Source organism: Ruegeria sp. CDSC045 (genome assembly GCF_059610725.1).
Genome location: NZ_JBXWOE010000008.1, coordinates 59,129 through 76,197, shown reverse-complemented (window position 1 = coordinate 76,197; position 17,069 = coordinate 59,129). Strand labels below are relative to the sequence as shown.

The following is a 17,069-nucleotide window of genomic DNA, read 5'->3' as shown; positions in this document are numbered from 1 at the left end:
TCACAATATTACCACGCCGGGTTCATGCCCGGCGTTTTCATTACGAAGGACCGCACGATGTCGCGCTATTCGGCCACCGAAATCGAAGCAAAATGGCAAGAGGCCTGGGACAAGGCCGGAATCTTCACCGCCAACCACAAGGCGGACAAGCCGAAATACTATGTGCTTGAAATGTTCCCCTACCCGTCTGGCCGCATCCATATGGGACATGTGCGCAACTATACGATGGGCGACGTAATCGCGCGCCACAAGCTTGCGACCGGCCATAACGTGCTGCACCCGATGGGATGGGACGCGTTCGGGATGCCTGCAGAAAACGCTGCGATGGCTATTGGCGGTCACCCGAAAGACTGGACCTATGGCAACATCGCCGACATGCGCAGCCAGATGAAGCCTCTGGGCCTGTCCATCGACTGGTCCCGCGAATTCGCCACCTGTGACCCAGAATATTACGGCCAGCAACAGGCGCTGTTCCTGGATATGCTGCAGGCCGGTCTGGTTTACCGCAAGAACGCAGTGGTGAACTGGGACCCGGTCGATATGACCGTACTGGCCAATGAACAAGTCGAAGGCGGGCGCGGCTGGCGCTCGGGCGCATTGGTTGAACGGCGCGAGCTGACGCAATGGTTCTTCAAGATCAGCGATTACTCTGAGGAATTGCTGGATGCGCTGGAAACGCTGGAGAATTGGCCGGCAAAAGTGCGCCTGATGCAGGAAAACTGGATCGGCAAGTCGCGTGGATTGCAGTTTGGCTTTGAACGCATCGATGGTGGTGAGCCAATCGCCGTCTATACAACGCGCCCCGATACACTGATGGGTGCGTCTTTCGTCGGCATCTCGCCGGACCATCCGATTGCCAAGCAACTTGAGGCCGAAAACCCCGAAGTGGCTGAGTTCGTTGCCGAATGCCGCAAGGGCGGCACCACGGAAGAGGCCATAGAGACCGCCGAAAAGCTGGGCTATGACACTGGTATCAAGGTCAAACACCCGCTGGATCCGAATTGGGAGCTGCCGGTCTGGATCGCCAATTTCATCCTGATGGATTACGGCACCGGCGCCATCTTTGCCTGCCCGGCCCACGACCAGCGCGACCTGGATTTCTGCCGTAAGTACGGTTTGCCCGTCGTCGACACGTTCTTTGCGCTTGATAATGACACGCCGGTCGACAAAACCGCATTCGTTCCGCCGAAAACCGAAAAAGTCCGCTGGGTAAACCATTTTGCCGGGCTGACCGACGCCACGGGTGATGACGCAATCAACACCACCGTCGATTTCGCCGAAAAAGCGGGCTGGGGCGAAGGCGTTACCAAATACCGTCTGCGCGATTGGGGTCTGTCGCGTCAGCGCTATTGGGGGTGCCCGATTCCCGTGGTGCATTGCGAATCCTGCGGCGTGGTGCCCGAAAAGAAAGAAAACTTGCCGATCCGCCTGCCCGACGATGTCACTTTTGACAAACCGGGCAATCCTCTGGACCGCCACCCGACCTGGCGCGACTGCGCCTGCCCGTCTTGCGGTGCGCCATCCAAGCGAGAAACCGACACGATGGATACGTTCGTCGATTCGTCGTGGTATTTCGCCCGCTTTACGGCTCCGCACGCGGAAACCCCGACCGATCTGGCCGAGGCTGAATACTGGATGAATGTCGATCAATATATCGGCGGCATCGAACACGCTATCCTGCACTTGCTCTATTCCCGCTTCTTTGCGCGGGCGATGCAGATCACTGGCCATTTGCCGAAAAAGGCCATCGAGCCCTTTGATGCCTTGTTTACCCAAGGCATGGTCACGCACGAGATTTATCAAACCCACGACGCCAATGGCCGTCCGGTCTATCACCTGCCCGAGGATGTGACCGACGGCAAACTCGCCGATGGCACGGAGGTCGAAATCATCCCCTCGGCCAAGATGTCGAAATCCAAGAAAAACGTGGTCGACCCGGTCAGCATTATCTCGGCCTTCGGCGCGGATACCGCGCGCTGGTTCGTGTTATCCGATTCACCGCCCGAGCGGGATGTGGAGTGGACAGCATCAGGCGCAGAGGCTGCATTCAAGCACCTGAACCGTGTCTGGAACCTCTGCGACAAGATCGGCGCGATGGACCCCGAGGCAAAAGGCGACGGGGATCAAGACCTGCTGCGCGAGATGCACAAAGCCATCCATGACGTGACGCTTGGTGTTGAAAGCTTCGGCTTTAATGCCGCCATTGCAAAGCTCTATGCGTTTACCAATACGCTGGCAAAATCCAAAGCGGGTGCAGCGGCCCAAAAGCAGGCGATAAAGACGCTGGCACAGTTGATGTCGCCGATGACACCACATCTGGCCGAAGATATCTGGGCGCATCAGGGCGGCGAAGGTTTGATCGCAACAGCCCCCTGGCCCGTCGCGGACGAAGCTATGCTGGTCGATGACACTGTAACCCTGCCGATCCAGATCAACGGCAAACGCCGCGCGGAAATCAGCGTTCCAAAAGATATGGACAAGGCAGAGGTTGAAAAAATCGCGCTCAGCACCGAAGCTGTGCAAAAGGCACTGGACGGTGCCGCGCCGAAGAAAGTGATCGTTGTTCCAGGTCGGATCGTGAATGTCGTTGTTTAATCGCAGAAGCCTTTTGTTGATGCCGCTGGCTGCTTGCTTGCTGGCGGCCGCATGCGGGTTCCAACCCGTTTACGCGCCGGGCGGAACAGGTGAAGCATTGCATGGTAAAGTTGCTGTAACTGAGCCAAATTCCGTGGAAAGCTATTTGCTTGTCCAGAATTTGGAACAGCGGCTGGGCCGGGATGCGAGCGCACAAAAGCTGTATGATCTGGATGTTAAGGTTGCTACGGCCACGCAATCTGCAGCGATCACGACTACCAACGAGACAAACCGGTATACAATCGAAGGGCGCGCGGAATTTTCCCTCAGGTCCGCTGAAACCGGGCGGATTCTGGTATCAGGAAATGTCCATGATTTCGTGGGCTATTCCGCTGCAGGCTCAACCGTCTCAACGCTTGCGGACGAACGTGACGCGACCGAGCGGCTGATGATCATCCTGTCCGATCAAATCGTGAACCGCCTTTATGCAGCACCGGGCCTGACCCAATGAAGCTCAGCCCGCGCGAGGCTGAGGGGTATTTCGCCAAACCGGACGCGGGCAAGGCAGGGTTGTTGATTTACGGATCCGATGCGATGCGTGTGGCCTTGAAACGGCAACAGGTCTTGTCAGCCCTGCTGGGAGAAGGCGCCGAAGAGGAAATGCGCCTGACCCGAATGCCAGGTGGTGATCTGCGCGGGGAACCGGCACTGTTGCTGGACGCGGTCAAGGCTGTCGGGTTCTTCCCCGGCCCACGTGCAGTTTTCGTCGAAGATGCAACTGATGTCGCCGCCCCAGCCATCATTACCGCATTCGAGGATTGGGCAACGGGCGACGCTCAGATCATCGTGACTGCCGGGCAGCTCAAACCCAGCTCAAAGATCCGTAAGGCATTCGAGTTGCATCCCGCAGCCTATGCCGTTGGGATCTATGACGATCCGCCCTCTAGGGCCGAGGTTGAACGGGTTCTGGCACAGGCCGGAGTCAATAACATTCCACCGGATGCAATGTCGGCCATCACCGAACTTGCCACGGCCATCAGCCCCGGGGACTTTACGCAAACCATTGAAAAATTGTCTCTTTACAAGCGCGGAGACGATACTGAATTGGCTCTCGAAGATATCGAGGCCTGTGCACCCAGCTCGACCGAGGCCGCTCTGGACGATGTCCTGAACGTGGTCGCCGAAGGCAGAGCCGGAGAGATTAGCCCGCTGATACGACGGCTGCAATCGCAAGGTACAAATGCGGTCAGCCTGTGTATCGGAGCAACCCGACACTTTCGAACGCTTTACGCCTGTGCCGCCGATCCCGGTGGTGCGGCACAGGGCGTCGGCAAGTTGCGCCCACCCGTCTATGGAAAGCGGCGTGATCGTATTCTGCGGCAAGCACAGGGATGGGGGGCACCCAAACTGCAGACCGCTTTGACCGTTCTGACTGATACGGATCTGTCATTGCGGTCAGCTGGGCAAACGGCCCCAGCCATGGCTTTGGTCGAACGTGCCATGATCCGTCTGGCGATGCTGGCAAAGTCGCGTTAAGCGGTCCGCGCCAGCCAGTTTGCAGCTGATCGCCCGGCCCATCGCCCTGTCGCCAGACAGGCAGTTAGCAGATACCCACCAGTCGGAGCTTCCCAATCCAGCATCTCGCCGGCACAAAACATTCCGGGCCTGGATTTCAGCATCAACCCTTCGTCCAAAGCGCCTTGCCGAACACCTCCAACGGTTGAGATTGCCTCATCCATTGGCCGCAACCCCGCGTGGCTGAGGGGCAGAGATTTCAACGTTTCGACACTCAGACCGCTTCCCCTGTTCATCTCGTGATACAGAGCGATCTTTTGCGGAGACAGATGCAGAGATTTCTTCATCCATTGCGACTGCGTCGTCTTGGATTTCTTGGTTGCAATTTTCTGCTGCAAGGTAGTTACATCCAGATCGGGAACCAGATCAACACTCAACGGCGCTCCTTCTCGCAAAGCGGGCGTCAGGGAATAGAGCCCTCCGCCTTCAAGGCCTTTGGATGAAATCGTCGCCTCGCCGCGACTGATCACACCCCCGGCAGTCCACCCAACGGATTTGATCGCAGCCCCGTAATGCGGCTGCATATGTGCGCTCCACTCCACCGACAGGGCCGAGTTCGCCGGGGTAAATGGCGACAGGTCGACACCTGCCTCTTGCAGCAGCGGGGCCCAGGCGCCATCCGATCCCAACCGCGCCCAGCTTGCGCCGCCCATCGCCAGAATGGTCGCGTCTGCCTTGATCTGCTGGAGGCCTTCCGGAGTGTCGAATTCCAGGGCATCGCCGTTCCAGCCAGTCCACCGCCACCGGGTATTGATTTGCACCCCCGCCGCATCAAGCCGCCCCAGCCAAGCTCGCAACAGTGGTGAGGCCTTCATCGCCTTTGGAAACACCCGCCCGGTTGAGCCTGTAAACACCTCTTGCCCCAGATCGCGCGCCCAGTCCTGAACGGCGGTGGCATCAAACTCCGCCAGCATGGGGCGCAGCCACTCAGCACCGGGGCCATAAGACAACAGGAGTGTTTCCAGCGATTCATCCTTGGTCAGGTTCAGGCCGGACTTGCCCGCCATCAAAAGCTTTCGGGCGACCGAGGGTTTGGCCTCGGCCACCAGCACATCATGACCTGCGGCGGCCAGTTCACCCGCCGCCATCAGGCCCGCTGGCCCGCCTCCGATCACGACGGCTTGTGCCATTGCTGTCCTCTTGCCTTTTGCGCCCTGCGGCGCGACGTTACGCTGATATGACCGACCGCGACCCGATCTGCCCCCTCTGCGACCGGCCGATCCCCGATGGGAACGGCAGCCTGCACCATCTGATCCCAAAACTGAAAGGGGGCAAGGGCGGCCCCACGGTTTTTCTGCATGTGATCTGCCACAAAGAGATCCACGCCACCCTGACCGAAGCGGAGCTGGCACGGGATTTCAATACGATCGAAGCATTGCGCGCCCACCCTCGCCTAGAAAGATTTCTGAACTGGATTCGCAAACGGCCCCCTGATTTTCGATCCAAAGTGCCGAGAAAACGGCGTCGTCGGTAATCAGCCCGGCAGGACAGGGTCGCCAAAAGCATCATGGCCGGGCTGGGCCAAGCCCTGCATCTCAAGCCCCCGAAAATCGGGGGCCCGAGCAAACGTAGCACCTGCGCTGTGCTGAAACTCGAGCGTGGTATAGGGGCGTTTCCAAAGCCATTCGCGGTTCTCAACAGACCACAGGTCAGCATTAGGGGGAACCTCGTCGGTGAAGGCATAAAAGTGCAGATCGAACCCATATTGTGCCACATCCTGCACAGATAACAGCTGCATCCCCTGTGCACGACAAAAGGAATCCTCGGCCGCGATGTTCCCGGTGCGCAGGGTGATTTGTCCAATACGCGCATCCGCGAAAGGGGTCTTGGGATCGGCGATACCGTCCGGGCGATTGCCACGGAAATCGTGTTGCAGCAGTTCGATCACGAAACCCTCGGGATCAGTCAGGTGGCACATATAGCCGATATCCAGAAACTGGTCCGGCTCGGAAACCTCGATGTCTTTTTCGCGCAGATAGGCGGCGGCCAGATCAACATCCGGCAGGGTGATGCCGATCTTCCAATATCTCTGGCCCCGATCATGTGTGTACCCGCCCCCGCCGGGCATCAAAAGCAGATCGGCATCCTGCCCGACATATCCCAATCGCAGGCTTGCGCCCTGCCGGCGTGCAGTCATACCCATTGCATCCCCGTAAAACTCGGCAAGACGATCCGTGTCAGCCACGCGCAGACGCAGGGCAGACAACCTCATGAACATAACCGCGCAATACCAGTCGCAATTTCAGGATTGGCGGCGACGCTGTCAGCCACCAGATCAAGGGAGGTCTGCATCAGGTCTTCAGGTGCAACCACGCGATCGACCAGCCCAAAGGCATAAGCCTCATCCGCAGTGATCTTTTGCCCGGCCATCAAGATCATCTTTGTCCGAGCCGGACCGATCAGGGCCGCCATGCGTGCGGGATCAGAGGGTTGTGGCAGAAAACCCAGCTTCATAACCGGATAAAAGAACTTGGCTTCCGGTACGGCGATGCGGATATCGCAGGCCAGCACCATGCCATTGGCCCCGCCCGCCAGCGTCCCGTTCAGTGCGGCGACCGTCAGGCAGGGCAGCGCGGCGATGGCCCCAGACAACCTCTCCCACAGGTCCGAGGTCGCCAGACCGGCGCGCGCCTCTTCCAGATCGGCCCCGGCGCTGAACACTTTGCCAGCCCCGGTCAGGATCAACGCACTTGCATCGGTCGCAGCCTCGGCAATCTCGCACAGTTCGGTCAGCATCGCACCGGTCAGCGCATTTGCCTTGTCGGGGTTGTTGAGCGTGACTGTCCACAGCCCGTCCGCTTTGTTCAATTCAATCACGTCAATCCAACCCTTTGCCGAATATCTTCGCGCCGTAGCGAAATTTCGGTGCCTAGAAACTCATCCGCGTCTGACGAACACATCCACAACAGCGCCCGCGCCGGCCAATCGGCGGGGATATGATCGGTCCAATCCAACTGGCTGACGGCGTTGATCCCGCTGGCCTTGATGACCCGCTGCATATCGGTTGCAACCGTGCCGGGCGACAGGCCCATGGCGCGGATCTCATTTGAGGATTCCTCAAGATGCAGACATTCCGTCAGCATCTTGGCACCGGCCTTCGATGCGCAATAATGGCTCCAGGCCTCGACTGGGTTCGACGCCGCACCGGAAGAGACCGTCAGGACAGTCCCCCCACCCGCAGCGCGCATAACCGGCAGCGCGGCACGCATTCCGTGAAATACACCCTTGAGGTTGATGTCGATCGCCTTGCCCCATGAGGCAACATCAGCGCTGGATAAATGGAAGATCGGGTCTATGACACCCGCATTGCCGATCAGAACATCCAGTCCGCCAAACTTGTTTACACACTCTTCCACGGCCAGCTCGACCTGGGCGAAGTCACTGACGTCGCAGGCCAGTGCAATAGCGTTTTCACCAAGCGACGACGCCAGTTCCTGAATTTGATCCCGATTACGCGCCACTAGCACGACATTAGCCCCTGCTGCGGCAAATACGCGCCCTGCCTCGGCCCCGATGCCGCGACTGGCCCCAGTGATCAGTACGGTTTTCCCCTGCATAAGGTTCCAGTACCTCCATTGTCCTGAGAATTAATGAACCTCTATCCTGCGAACGGGGAATGGGTCCAGCCCTTCCCCCTTGACGCCCGCCGCCACCGGCATCACCATGCGCGCAAATTTGATCAAGAAGGGTTCTATGATGTCCGTTTTTCTCCGCCGCACCTGCGGCGCAGTTCTGGCCTACACTGTCATTTCGCAGGGGGCGCTTGCCGACGTTACTCCACAGGAAGTCTGGGATGACTGGCAGTCCTATCTGGCGCAGATGGGCTATACTGTATCAGGTGACCAGACAGATACCGGCAATGGTATCACCATCGAAAACCTGACGATGTCGATGGATCTCCCGGAAGAAGAGGGATCGTTCAGCATGGCCATGCCTGAAATGACCCTCACCGACAATGGCGACGGGAGCGTCAATATTGGTGTCCCGGAAAGTTTCCCCATGACCGTCACCGGCAATGTCGATGGTCAGGACGAGTCATTTACAGTCGATATCGAATACCTCCACAGCGGGCTTGTTATGACCGTCTCTGGCGATCCGGATGATGTGACTTACGATTACTCTGCAGACAGCCTTGGAATCAAACTGGGTAACATCGAAGTCGACGGTGAAACGTTGCCGCCCGAAGTGGTTGGTGGCTACCTTGAAATGGCGGATGTGAGCGGCAGCTCGCAAATGAAGATCGGCGAAAACCGCGATGTCGACCAAAGCTTTACGGCATCAGAGATGACCTACAGCTTGGCATTTCAGGATCCCGAAAGCGACGACGCTGGAAAATTCGACGGCACGCTTGGCGATCTGGCCTTCGACGGCACCAGCATTATCCCTTCAGATTTCGATCTCTCTGACCCGCAGGCAATCTATGAAGCTGGCTTTGCGTTCTCGGGCGTCTTTACCTACGGATCGGGCCAGACCTCTATGGCGGGCAGCAGCGAAGGCGAAGACTTTACGCTGGCCAGCGAATCCGAAGGTGGACGACTTTCCGGTAGCATCGACGCCAACCGACTTGAATATGACGTCGAACAAAACAGCGCCAAGATTGCTGTAACCACTGCGGAACTGCCCTTTCCAATCGAAATTGCCATGGAAAGTGCTGGTTTCAAGTTCGAATTCCCGCTCCATGAATCTGAAGAGATTCAGCCCTTTGGCCTGGCCATGAACCTGTCGGACTTCACCATGTCAGACGTACTGTGGAGCATTTTTGACCCCGCAGCCGCCCTGCCACGCGATCCGGCCACGATTGCGCTGGACCTTTCCGGTACGGCCAAAGTGCTGACCAACCTCTTTGACCCAGAGGCCGTAGAGGCGCTTGAGTTTGCGGACGAAGCGCCGGGTGAATTGCACTCTCTGACGATCAACGAGTTGCTGGTCTCTATGGTCGGTGCGGAACTGTCCGGCGATGGCGACTTCACCTTCGACAATTCCAACACTGAGGAACTGGGCGGTCTGCCGACCCCCGCTGGCGTTGCGAACCTGCAACTGGTTGGTGCGAATGCCCTGATCGACACTCTGATCGGTATGGGTCTGATTGCCGAGCAAGACGCAATGGGCGCGCGAATGATGATGGGTCTCATGGCAGTGCCAGGGGAAGAGCCCGACACGCTGAATTCGACAATCGAGTTCAAGGAAGATGGTCAAATTCTGGCCAATGGACAGCGCATCAAATAAAAGAAACAGGGAAGGCGGCCCGGCTGCCTTCCCTTTTACGACGAGCGCCGGCGAACACGCCGGAACAGCACCGACCCACCGCTGCTGACACGTTGATCGTAGGCAAACCCAAGTGCCGAAAGATGATCGAAACAAGCCTTGATCCCGTGCAATCCGATCTTACGGGTGTGGACCTCAAGATAGACTTTCTGGACATTCACAAGATCGACCCCGTCGAACAGAAACTTCTCGCCTCCTTCGATATCGACGATCAGCACGTTGGCTTCAAAGTCCCGCAGAATTTCTGACAGAGGACGTTCCGGCACGCTGACCTCTCTGACATAGTCCGGATCAGGGTCCAGAGATGAGGACCAGAACGGTTCACGTATGTAAAATCGGGCGGTTCCGGGAACCCGTGTATCGCCGAGAGCAACCGCGTTCACCACCTCGACATTCGCAATGTCATTTGCCTTGTGGACACGGCCGATGAATTCACACAGCGTCGGGTTCGCCTCGATGCACATTGCGTGGCGTACACCAAGTTGCGTCACCAGATAGGATGAGATGAAGCCGATCCCAGCGCCCAGCTCTACCACGCGATCCTTCGCGTCGATGAATTTCGGCAGACCGGTCACTTCGTCTTTTTCGTAACGCTCGGCCAGGATTGAACGCTTGACCTTAGGCGTAATGATCTGCGGATCATCGGGGATCGTAACCCCGCGCAGCGATAGATTGTTCTGCATGTTGTGGCCTGCCCGTTCTTCCTGCCCAGTCGTCTCATTCTCATCCAGTTGGATCAACTACTAACCTACGGCTACGGACAAAACAGCGGAATTATTGCAGCCACATGCGAAATTCGCCTTTCTGGCCTTTCTGCAAACCCCCGAAAATGACCGCAGGTCTTGCGGGACGGACGGGCGGACGATAGGTCCAAAGAAACAAGACCGGAGGCCACATGACGCGCACACCCGAAGAGATCAGCCAACACCTGCTGGATGCCGCCCGAAAGGCCGGGGCCGAGGCTGCGGATGCCATCGTGCTGGACGGGTCTTCGGTCTCGGTAGAGGTACGCTCTGGCGCGCTTGAGGCCGCCGAGCGGTCCGAGGGCACCGATCTGGGGCTGCGGGTGTTTCTGGGCAAGCGTCAAGCCATCGTCTCAAGTTCCGACAGCCGCGCCGAAACCCTGACGGCCATGGCCGAACGCGCCGTTGCCATGGCCCGCGAAGCGCCCGAAGACCCGTTTACCGGTCTGGCGAATGAGGACCAGCTGATCCGGGATTGGGATATTCAGGCGCTGGAACTGCGCGATCCCGCGCCGGCACCCACGGCCGAAGACCTTTTGCAGGACGCTCTGGCGGCGGAATCCGCGGCGCTTACGGTCGACGGTGTCACACAAGTGTCGGATGCCGCAGCCGCCTATGGCACCCACCGCGTGCATCTGGCCGCCACCAACGGCTTTTCCGGCGGGTATGAGCGCAGCAGCCGGTCGACCTCCTGCGTGGCAATCTCGGGCCAGGGCACCGGGATGGAGCGGGATTACGACGGCGACAGCCGCACCTTCCAAAGCGATTTGCGCAGCCCGGACGAGATTGGCCGGACCGCAGGCGAACGTGCAGTGGCACAGGTCGGCGCGCGCCAGCCTGCAACAGGCGTCTATCCGGTTCTGTTCGATGAACGGATTTCCTCGTCGCTGATCGGGCATCTTCTGGGCGCCAGCAACGGCACATCCATCGCGCGCGGCTCGTCCTGGTTGTCGGATAGCCTAGGACAGCAGGTTCTGCCGGAATATCTTTCGCTGATCGAAGACCCACATCGCCCGCGCATGTCCGGGTCGCGCCCCTTTGATGCCGAAGGCCTGCCCACACAACGCCGGGCGATCATCGAAAACGGTGTATTGACGGGCTGGACATTGGACCTGTCCAGCGCACGCAAGCTCAAGATGGCCTCGACAGGAAATGCTACGCGTGGCGTGTCCGGGCCTCCGTCGCCCAGCAACTGGAACCTGAGCCTGACACAGGGCGAGCACAGCCGCGCAGAGCTGCTGCGCGATATGGGCACCGGATTGTTGGTGACGTCGATGATCGGATCGACCATCAACCCCAATACAGGGGATTACTCTCGTGGGGCTTCGGGCTTTTGGGTCGAAAACGGAGAGATCACCCATCCGGTCAACGAATGCACCATCGCCGGAAATCTGCGCGATATGCTTCTGCGGATTATTCCGGCGAATGACGCCCGCCCCTATTTGTCGCGTGTGGTCCCATCGTTGCTGATCGAGGGAATGACACTTGCCGGCAACTGATCTGCCCCTGCTGATTGACGCCGCGCGCGAGGCTGGAAACATCGCAACACGGTATTCCGGGGCAAAAGCACAACGCTGGGATAAGCCCGATGGTGCAGGCCCGGTAACCGAGGCTGATCTGGCCGTGAACGCGATGCTCGAACAGCGCTTGCCCTCTGCGCGACCGGGTTACGGCTGGCTCAGCGAAGAGACCGAGGACACCCAGCATCGCCTGTCCCGGGACCGGGTTTTTATCATTGACCCGATCGACGGCACCCGCAGCTTCACCGAAGGTTCCTCGACCTGGGCGCATTCCCTGGCTGTGGCGGAACATGGTCAGGTGACGGCGGCGGTTATTTACCTGCCCTTGCGTGACCTGTTGTATGCGGCGGCCAAGGGCCAAGGGGCCACACTAAACGGCGCGCCGATTGTCGTATCGGACACCCAAGACATCACGACGGCCGAGATCCTGGCCGCGAAACCCAATCTGGACAGCCGGCACTGGTGTCAGGGCCGGGTTCCTCAATTCCGTCGAAACTATCGCCCGTCGCTTGCCTATCGGTTGGCATTGGTCGGGCAGGGTCGCTTTGACGGAATGTTGACACTGCGCCCCAGCTGGGAATGGGACATCGCCGCAGGGGATTTGATCGTCCAAGAGGCAGGTGGCATATGTACGGACCGGCTTGGCGCCCCACTGCGCTTTAACAACCCACATCCGCGCCTGAATGGTGTCATCGCGGCAAACCCGCCATTGCACCGGCAACTGGCTGATCAGATTGACCCAGACAGTGCGGGCATTGCGCCATGAGCAAACCGCGATCCCTTAGTCTGGCGGCCTATCGCGTGCTTTCGTGGGGCGTACCCGGCAACGGGGACCAACCCTATGTGCCCCGACCATCAGGAGATCTGATCTGGATTCACATCGCCAATCCGGGTCGCCTTCGGGCGATGATGGATTTCTGCCACAGGCTGCTGCAGTCGCGCCCAGGCCTGTCGGTTGTCCTGTCGGCCCCACCCGAAGCGGACCTGAGTCAGTGGGACTGCTCGAAATACATACTTGTGAACCTACCTTCGGAACAAACCGGCGCCGCGCGGGTGTTTCTGGACCATTGGCGTCCGAATATTGGCATTTGGGTTGGCGGCGGGCTGATGCCCAATGTGATTACCCGTGCCCACGAGCGCGAAGTGCCGTTGATCCTGATCGAAGCTGAAATCGACCTGAACACCGCGCGTGGGACCCGGTGGCTGCCCGATATCAGCCGGTACACTCTCGATTGCTTTCAACGAATTCTGGCTACCAGCAACGAAACGGCCCGGCAGATCCGCAAACTGGGAATCGCCTTCACCAAGGTCAGCGAGGCGCCTCCTCTGCTGATAAGTCCGAACCCTTCTCCGTGGCCCGAAGACGAACTGATCGAAACCAATCACGCCTTTTCAAGCAGACCCATCTGGCTTGCGGCCTGGGTGAAGGATAAAGAGTTCATCTCGGTCCTCAGCGCCCACCGTCAGGCCATGCGGATGCTGCCCCGGTTGACCTTAATCCTGCATGTCGCCGACATACAGGAAGCCGCCCCACTGCACCGGCGGCTCGAAGCCATGGACTTGCGCTGCATCAACTGGGACGATGGCGGCATGATTGAAGATACCACACAGGTCGTCTTGTCCTCGGACCCAGAGGTTTTGGGCTTGTGGTACCGTGTTTCGGCAGTGTCCTTTATCGGCAACTCGCTCGAACGGGGCGACGGGGGACAGGATCCGTTTGGTGCGACCGCCCTGGGATCGGCTGTCATACATGGCCCACATGTTGACCAGCATCAGACAGCCTACGATCAGCTGGACCAGGCAGGCGCCGCTTTAACGGTCCGAACCGCAACCGAACTTGGGGATGCCGTGGTAGAGCTACTTGCGCCTGACCGCGCGGCGGATATGGCTTTGGCAGGCTGGCAGATCGTGACCGACGGCGCGCCGCAATCAGATCAGCTGATCGAACTGGTACAGGACTATCTGGACGAACGGAGCACCGACGATGCGGGCACCTGACTTTTGGAACACCGCTCCGGATCAGTTGGACCTCAGGGCCCGGCTGCTGTCCCCGTTGGGACGGGTTTATGCGGCGGCGACAGCCCGCAGGCTGGCCTCGGAAACAGGTTTCAACCCAGGCGTCCCCGTTATCTGCATTGGAAACCTGAATGCAGGCGGGACCGGCAAAACACCAACCGTGATCTGGATGATCGAACAGCTGCGGGACGCGTGGCATCAGACCCATGTTGTCACCCGAGGCCACGGCGGCGCACTGACAGGACCTGTGCGCGTCGATCCTGGCAAACATTCGGCGGCAGAAGTCGGGGATGAACCGCTGCTGCTGGCCGCATTTGCGGATGTCTGGGTGGCCAAGGACCGCGCCGCGGGCGCAAAAGCCGCTGCCCAGGCCGGGGCAACGGTAATCCTGTTGGATGACGGGTTTCAGAACCCCTCGGTCGCCAAGGATTTCTCGGTCATCGTAGTGGATGCCGTACGTGGTTTCGGCAACGGATTGTGCCTGCCTGCGGGTCCATTACGCGAGCCTGTTGATGTCGGATTGCAACGGGCCGATCTGGTGTTGTCGCTGGGCGGCTCAGACGCGCAGACACAGTTCGCCGCCCGCTGGGGGGGAAATCTGACGGTTCCACATGCGACCGGTGCGGTCGAACCGCTGCAGACCGGAATGGATTGGACGGGCACGCCGGTTCTCGCCTTTGCAGGAATTGGTCATCCGGAAAAGTTCTTTGCCACATTGCGCCAACAGGGCACCACCCTGCTGCGGGCCGAGGCGCTGGACGATCACCAGCCCCTGACACCGGCCCTGATGACACGGCTAGAGAATGAAGCACGCCTGCTGGGCGCTCAGATGGTCACGACGGAAAAAGATGCGGTCCGCCTGCCAGCCGCCTTTCGCAGCAAAGTCATCACCCTACCAGTCCGGCTGAATATGGACGAGGGCGACCGGGTCAAACAGTTGCTACTGCAGGTCGCGCCTTCGCCCTGAAGGCGACCGGCCCTGACAGGCCGGTCGTATTTGGATTTAGCTGCCCAGTTCGGCGTCGATCAGCTTTTTGAATTCTTCGTAAGACTGATTGTCGACCTTCTTGTCGTTCACAATAAAGGATGGGGTTGCTCTGATGTCGTCGCGTTCTGCGTTCTCCTGATACCAGGCCACCAAGGTCTGCGCACGATTTCCGTCCTGCAGGCAAGCATCAAGCTGGTCATTGCTGATCCCAGCTAAACGTCCGATCTTGCGCAGTTCATCCACGATCTCCGCAGGTCCACCGGCACGGGTCCATTCAGCCTGATCCTTGTAGATCAAGTCGGAGATGCCGAAGAACTTCTCGGGGCCGCCGCAGCGCGCGACCATCGAGGCCCAAAGTCCGTATTTGTCAAAATACACTTCGCGGTAGGTAAACTTGACCTTGCCGGTGTCGATGTAGTCCTTTTTGATTTTCTTCAGCGGCCCCTGATGAAAACTCGCGCAATGCGGACAGGTATAGGACGCATATTCGATGATCTCGACGGGCGCGTCCGCGGACCCTTGCACCATTTCGATGATGGTCGAAGTGTCCAGATCGGCCTGTTGTGCCTCGGCGCTGCTGACCAGCGGGTTGGACGGAGAGGAATTTGACAGCGACAGCCAATAGCCACCTGCGGCTATGGCGACAGCCGCGCAGATTCCGATTGCAATACGGCTCATGAATCAGCCCTTTCTCAGCGTTTTTGCTTGGATAAAACGTTACGGCCCAGACGTTCAAGGGCTGTACGCAGATCGCCATCATGGACGCCCTGCGCAGCCCGGTCTGCCTCGGCTGCAATTTCTGGTTCGATTGTGGGTTTCGCCTGTTTCGGCTTGTGGTCGAAGCTGGCCTGCCCCTCGGCAAATCCTGTAGGAGCCGTCTGGGTGATGCGCACCCGACTAATCGCATTATAGCCATAGACCGCATTCACCTTACCGCGCAGCTGTTCCTTCTGCATTTCCAGCATCGGCGCCTGCGGGCCGGTGGTCAGCACCGTCAGCGTGGCCCCCATACCGCCCTTGCCATAGCCTACGTTAACCGGCCGCGCGATCGAGGCCACATCCTGTCCGACGATCTCGGCCCAATGGGTCAACAGGCGTGAAACGGCGAATCCCCGGCTTTCCCCGGCGCGCCTGATCTGGCCGTTCAGCAATGTCGCAGTACGTTTAAAGCCGCGTGTCGAAGAACGTCTGGGCTGCATCTGGTTTCCAACTCCTGTCTCTCTATTGTAAAGGGCAGAACACCGGGCGCCAGCGAAACCCGACAAGGAGATATGTAAAACTTGCGTGACACCCACGAAATTGACTTCAGCGATGAGTTGCTGGCCTGGTACGACCGCAATGCCCGTGAAATGCCATGGCGCATCGGTCCTGCCGATAGGTCTTCCGGAATGCGTCCTGACCCCTATCGGGTTTGGCTGTCCGAAGTCATGCTACAGCAGACAACTGTGGCAGCGGTGCGCGACTATTTCCTGCGGTTCACATCTCGGTGGCCGACAGTTGAATCACTGGCCGCAGCGCCTGACGAGCAGGTCATGGGGGAATGGGCCGGTCTGGGATATTATGCCCGCGCCCGCAATCTGCTGAAATGCGCGCGCGTTGTGGTTGAAAGCCATGATGGCTGTTTTCCCGACTCACACGATGAGCTGCTGAACCTGCCGGGCATAGGCCCGTATACAGCCGCCGCGATTGCAGCCATTGCCTTTGATCGTCCGGAAACCGTGTTGGACGGCAATGTCGAACGTGTCATAGCCCGCCTATACGACATTCACGATCCGCTGCCGGGGTCAAAACCACAACTCAAGCAACGTGCAGCTGCATTGACCCCAGCGGTGCGTCCGGGCGACTATGCACAGGCCGTGATGGATCTGGGTGCGACTGTCTGCACCCCAAGATCCCCGGCATGCGGGATATGTCCAATGCGCACGCGTTGCCGCTCCCACGCTGCGGGTACCCAGGCCGATCTGCCCCGCAAAACACCGAAAAAGCCAAAACCCACACGTTATGGCCATGTCTACATCACCCAGACAGCGGACGGGGCGATGTTGCTTGAACGCCGCCCAGACAAAGGGCTTTTGGGCGGTATGCTGGGATGGCCGGGATCCGAATGGTCCGATGCGCCGTCTGACACCGCGCCGTTTGCGGCGGACTGGCGCGTTCTACCGGGCGAAGTGCGCCACACGTTCACGCATTTCCACCTGATCCTGCAGGTTTGGGCAACCTCTTTACCGCCCGGTGCGGCACCGGAGGACATGATCTTGCTTGATAAACATGCCTTTCGGCCCAGCGATCTGCCGACGGTCATGCGCAAGGCATTTGACCTCTGGCGCAACCAGTAACACATTATGCTGAAACACGATCTACGGATAGTCTGTCCCGCGTCGACCGGAG

Annotated in this window: 17 protein-coding genes; 10 read left to right on the top strand and 7 right to left on the bottom strand. The window is 59.1% G+C overall.

Annotated elements, in window-relative coordinates; translation table 11 throughout:
- Window positions 1-57 precede the first annotated feature (57 nt).
- The 3 genes from leuS to holA are packed head-to-tail and all read left to right on the top strand — an operon-like array spanning window position 58 to window position 4,110.
- The gene (gene leuS / locus AC2FH6_RS14595; RefSeq protein WP_496703301.1) at window positions 58-2,595 is read left to right on the top strand and encodes a leucine--tRNA ligase; all 2,538 of its coding nucleotides are present in this window, start codon (window positions 58-60) and stop codon (window positions 2,593-2,595) included.
- The gene (gene lptE / locus AC2FH6_RS14590; protein WP_142637105.1) at window positions 2,582-3,085 is read left to right on the top strand and encodes an LPS assembly lipoprotein LptE; all 504 of its coding nucleotides are present in this window, start codon (window positions 2,582-2,584) and stop codon (window positions 3,083-3,085) included. Before leuS ends, lptE begins: the two co-directional genes overlap by 14 nt.
- Window positions 3,082-4,110: a DNA polymerase III subunit delta gene (holA, locus tag AC2FH6_RS14585; RefSeq protein WP_496702708.1), complete on the top strand. Its 1,029-nt coding sequence runs from the start codon at window positions 3,082-3,084 to the stop codon at window positions 4,108-4,110. The genes lptE and holA overlap by 4 nt, the downstream gene beginning before the upstream one ends.
- Here the strand turns inward: holA and AC2FH6_RS14580 are convergent.
- On the bottom strand, window positions 4,107-5,279 hold the full coding sequence (locus tag AC2FH6_RS14580) for a TIGR03862 family flavoprotein (RefSeq protein ID WP_496703299.1): 1,173 nt from the start codon (window positions 5,277-5,279) through the stop codon (window positions 4,107-4,109). The genes holA and AC2FH6_RS14580 overlap by 4 nt on opposite strands.
- A 47-nt stretch (window positions 5,280-5,326) precedes the next feature.
- On the opposite strand from AC2FH6_RS14580, the gene AC2FH6_RS14575 reads away from it, so the two are divergent.
- The gene (locus tag AC2FH6_RS14575; protein WP_496702712.1) at window positions 5,327-5,623 is read left to right on the top strand and encodes an HNH endonuclease; all 297 of its coding nucleotides are present in this window, start codon (window positions 5,327-5,329) and stop codon (window positions 5,621-5,623) included.
- On the opposite strand, the gene AC2FH6_RS14570 is transcribed toward AC2FH6_RS14575, so the two are convergent.
- The 3 genes from AC2FH6_RS14570 to AC2FH6_RS14560 are packed head-to-tail and all read right to left on the bottom strand — an operon-like array spanning window position 5,624 to window position 7,706.
- Window positions 5,624-6,361, bottom strand: a complete 738-nt coding sequence (locus AC2FH6_RS14570; RefSeq protein WP_496702714.1) for a VOC family protein — start codon at window positions 6,359-6,361, stop codon at window positions 5,624-5,626.
- Window positions 6,358-6,966 carry an enoyl-CoA hydratase/isomerase family protein gene (locus AC2FH6_RS14565; RefSeq protein WP_496703298.1) on the bottom strand — a complete coding sequence of 203 codons (609 nt, stop codon included), beginning with the start codon at window positions 6,964-6,966 and terminating at the stop codon, window positions 6,358-6,360. Before AC2FH6_RS14565 ends, AC2FH6_RS14570 begins: the two co-directional genes overlap by 4 nt.
- Entirely contained in the window at window positions 6,963-7,706 is a 744-nt protein-coding gene (locus tag AC2FH6_RS14560; RefSeq protein WP_496703296.1) for an SDR family oxidoreductase, read from the bottom strand. The genes AC2FH6_RS14565 and AC2FH6_RS14560 overlap by 4 nt, the downstream gene beginning before the upstream one ends.
- Before the next feature lie 139 nt (window positions 7,707-7,845).
- On the opposite strand from AC2FH6_RS14560, the gene AC2FH6_RS14555 reads away from it, so the two are divergent.
- Complete coding sequence (locus tag AC2FH6_RS14555; RefSeq protein WP_496702718.1) at window positions 7,846-9,375, top strand: DUF2125 domain-containing protein; 1,530 nt, start codon at window positions 7,846-7,848, stop codon at window positions 9,373-9,375.
- Window positions 9,376-9,410: 35 nt separating this feature from the next.
- On the opposite strand, the gene AC2FH6_RS14550 is transcribed toward AC2FH6_RS14555, so the two are convergent.
- Window positions 9,411-10,154, bottom strand: coding sequence for an FkbM family methyltransferase (locus tag AC2FH6_RS14550; protein ID WP_496703294.1), 744 nt, complete (start codon window positions 10,152-10,154; stop codon window positions 9,411-9,413).
- Between the two features lie 155 nt (window positions 10,155-10,309).
- Between AC2FH6_RS14550 and AC2FH6_RS14545 the strand changes: the two genes are divergently transcribed.
- The 4 genes from AC2FH6_RS14545 to lpxK are packed head-to-tail and all read left to right on the top strand — an operon-like array spanning window position 10,310 to window position 14,660.
- Window positions 10,310-11,656 (top strand): TldD/PmbA family protein, encoded by a 1,347-nt coding sequence (locus tag AC2FH6_RS14545; RefSeq protein WP_496703292.1) that lies wholly within the window; start codon window positions 10,310-10,312, stop codon window positions 11,654-11,656.
- Window positions 11,643-12,443 carry an inositol monophosphatase family protein gene (locus AC2FH6_RS14540; RefSeq protein ID WP_496703290.1) on the top strand — a complete coding sequence of 267 codons (801 nt, stop codon included), beginning with the start codon at window positions 11,643-11,645 and terminating at the stop codon, window positions 12,441-12,443. The genes AC2FH6_RS14545 and AC2FH6_RS14540 overlap by 14 nt, the downstream gene beginning before the upstream one ends.
- Window positions 12,440-13,675 (top strand): 3-deoxy-D-manno-octulosonic acid transferase, encoded by a 1,236-nt coding sequence (locus AC2FH6_RS14535; RefSeq protein WP_496692532.1) that lies wholly within the window; start codon window positions 12,440-12,442, stop codon window positions 13,673-13,675. The genes AC2FH6_RS14540 and AC2FH6_RS14535 overlap by 4 nt, the downstream gene beginning before the upstream one ends.
- Window positions 13,662-14,660 (top strand): tetraacyldisaccharide 4'-kinase, encoded by a 999-nt coding sequence (gene lpxK, locus AC2FH6_RS14530; RefSeq protein WP_496703289.1) that lies wholly within the window; start codon window positions 13,662-13,664, stop codon window positions 14,658-14,660. Before AC2FH6_RS14535 ends, lpxK begins: the two co-directional genes overlap by 14 nt.
- A 36-nt stretch (window positions 14,661-14,696) precedes the next feature.
- Here lpxK and AC2FH6_RS14525 read toward each other — a convergent pair whose 3' ends face one another.
- A complete protein-coding gene (locus AC2FH6_RS14525; protein ID WP_496703287.1) occupies window positions 14,697-15,359 on the bottom strand; it encodes a DsbA family protein in 663 nt (220 codons plus the stop codon).
- Window positions 15,360-15,373: 14 nt separating this feature from the next.
- Window positions 15,374-15,880: a DUF721 domain-containing protein gene (locus AC2FH6_RS14520; protein WP_496689939.1), complete on the bottom strand. Its 507-nt coding sequence runs from the start codon at window positions 15,878-15,880 to the stop codon at window positions 15,374-15,376.
- A gap of 81 nt (window positions 15,881-15,961) precedes the next feature.
- Between AC2FH6_RS14520 and mutY the strand changes: the two genes are divergently transcribed.
- Window positions 15,962-17,017 (top strand): A/G-specific adenine glycosylase, encoded by a 1,056-nt coding sequence (gene mutY / locus AC2FH6_RS14515; RefSeq protein ID WP_496677842.1) that lies wholly within the window; start codon window positions 15,962-15,964, stop codon window positions 17,015-17,017.
- Window positions 17,018-17,069 lie beyond the last annotated feature (52 nt).

Coding starts and splice junctions, on each gene's coding strand:
- lptE (WP_142637105.1), top strand. CDS start 2,582: ATGTCGTTGTTTAATCGCAGAAGCCTTTTGTTGATGCCGCTGGCTGCT.
- AC2FH6_RS14545 (WP_496703292.1), top strand. CDS start 10,310: ATGACGCGCACACCCGAAGAGATCAGCCAACACCTGCTGGATGCCGCC.
- AC2FH6_RS14555 (WP_496702718.1), top strand. CDS start 7,846: ATGTCCGTTTTTCTCCGCCGCACCTGCGGCGCAGTTCTGGCCTACACT.
- lpxK (WP_496703289.1), top strand. CDS start 13,662: ATGCGGGCACCTGACTTTTGGAACACCGCTCCGGATCAGTTGGACCTC.
- holA (WP_496702708.1), top strand. CDS start 3,082: ATGAAGCTCAGCCCGCGCGAGGCTGAGGGGTATTTCGCCAAACCGGAC.
- AC2FH6_RS14570 (WP_496702714.1), bottom strand. CDS start 6,361: ATGAGGTTGTCTGCCCTGCGTCTGCGCGTGGCTGACACGGATCGTCTT.
- leuS (WP_496703301.1), top strand. CDS start 58: ATGTCGCGCTATTCGGCCACCGAAATCGAAGCAAAATGGCAAGAGGCC.
- AC2FH6_RS14580 (WP_496703299.1), bottom strand. CDS start 5,279: ATGGCACAAGCCGTCGTGATCGGAGGCGGGCCAGCGGGCCTGATGGCG.
- AC2FH6_RS14560 (WP_496703296.1), bottom strand. CDS start 7,706: ATGCAGGGGAAAACCGTACTGATCACTGGGGCCAGTCGCGGCATCGGG.
- AC2FH6_RS14525 (WP_496703287.1), bottom strand. CDS start 15,359: ATGAGCCGTATTGCAATCGGAATCTGCGCGGCTGTCGCCATAGCCGCA.
- AC2FH6_RS14535 (WP_496692532.1), top strand. CDS start 12,440: ATGAGCAAACCGCGATCCCTTAGTCTGGCGGCCTATCGCGTGCTTTCG.
- AC2FH6_RS14575 (WP_496702712.1), top strand. CDS start 5,327: ATGACCGACCGCGACCCGATCTGCCCCCTCTGCGACCGGCCGATCCCC.
- AC2FH6_RS14520 (WP_496689939.1), bottom strand. CDS start 15,880: ATGCAGCCCAGACGTTCTTCGACACGCGGCTTTAAACGTACTGCGACA.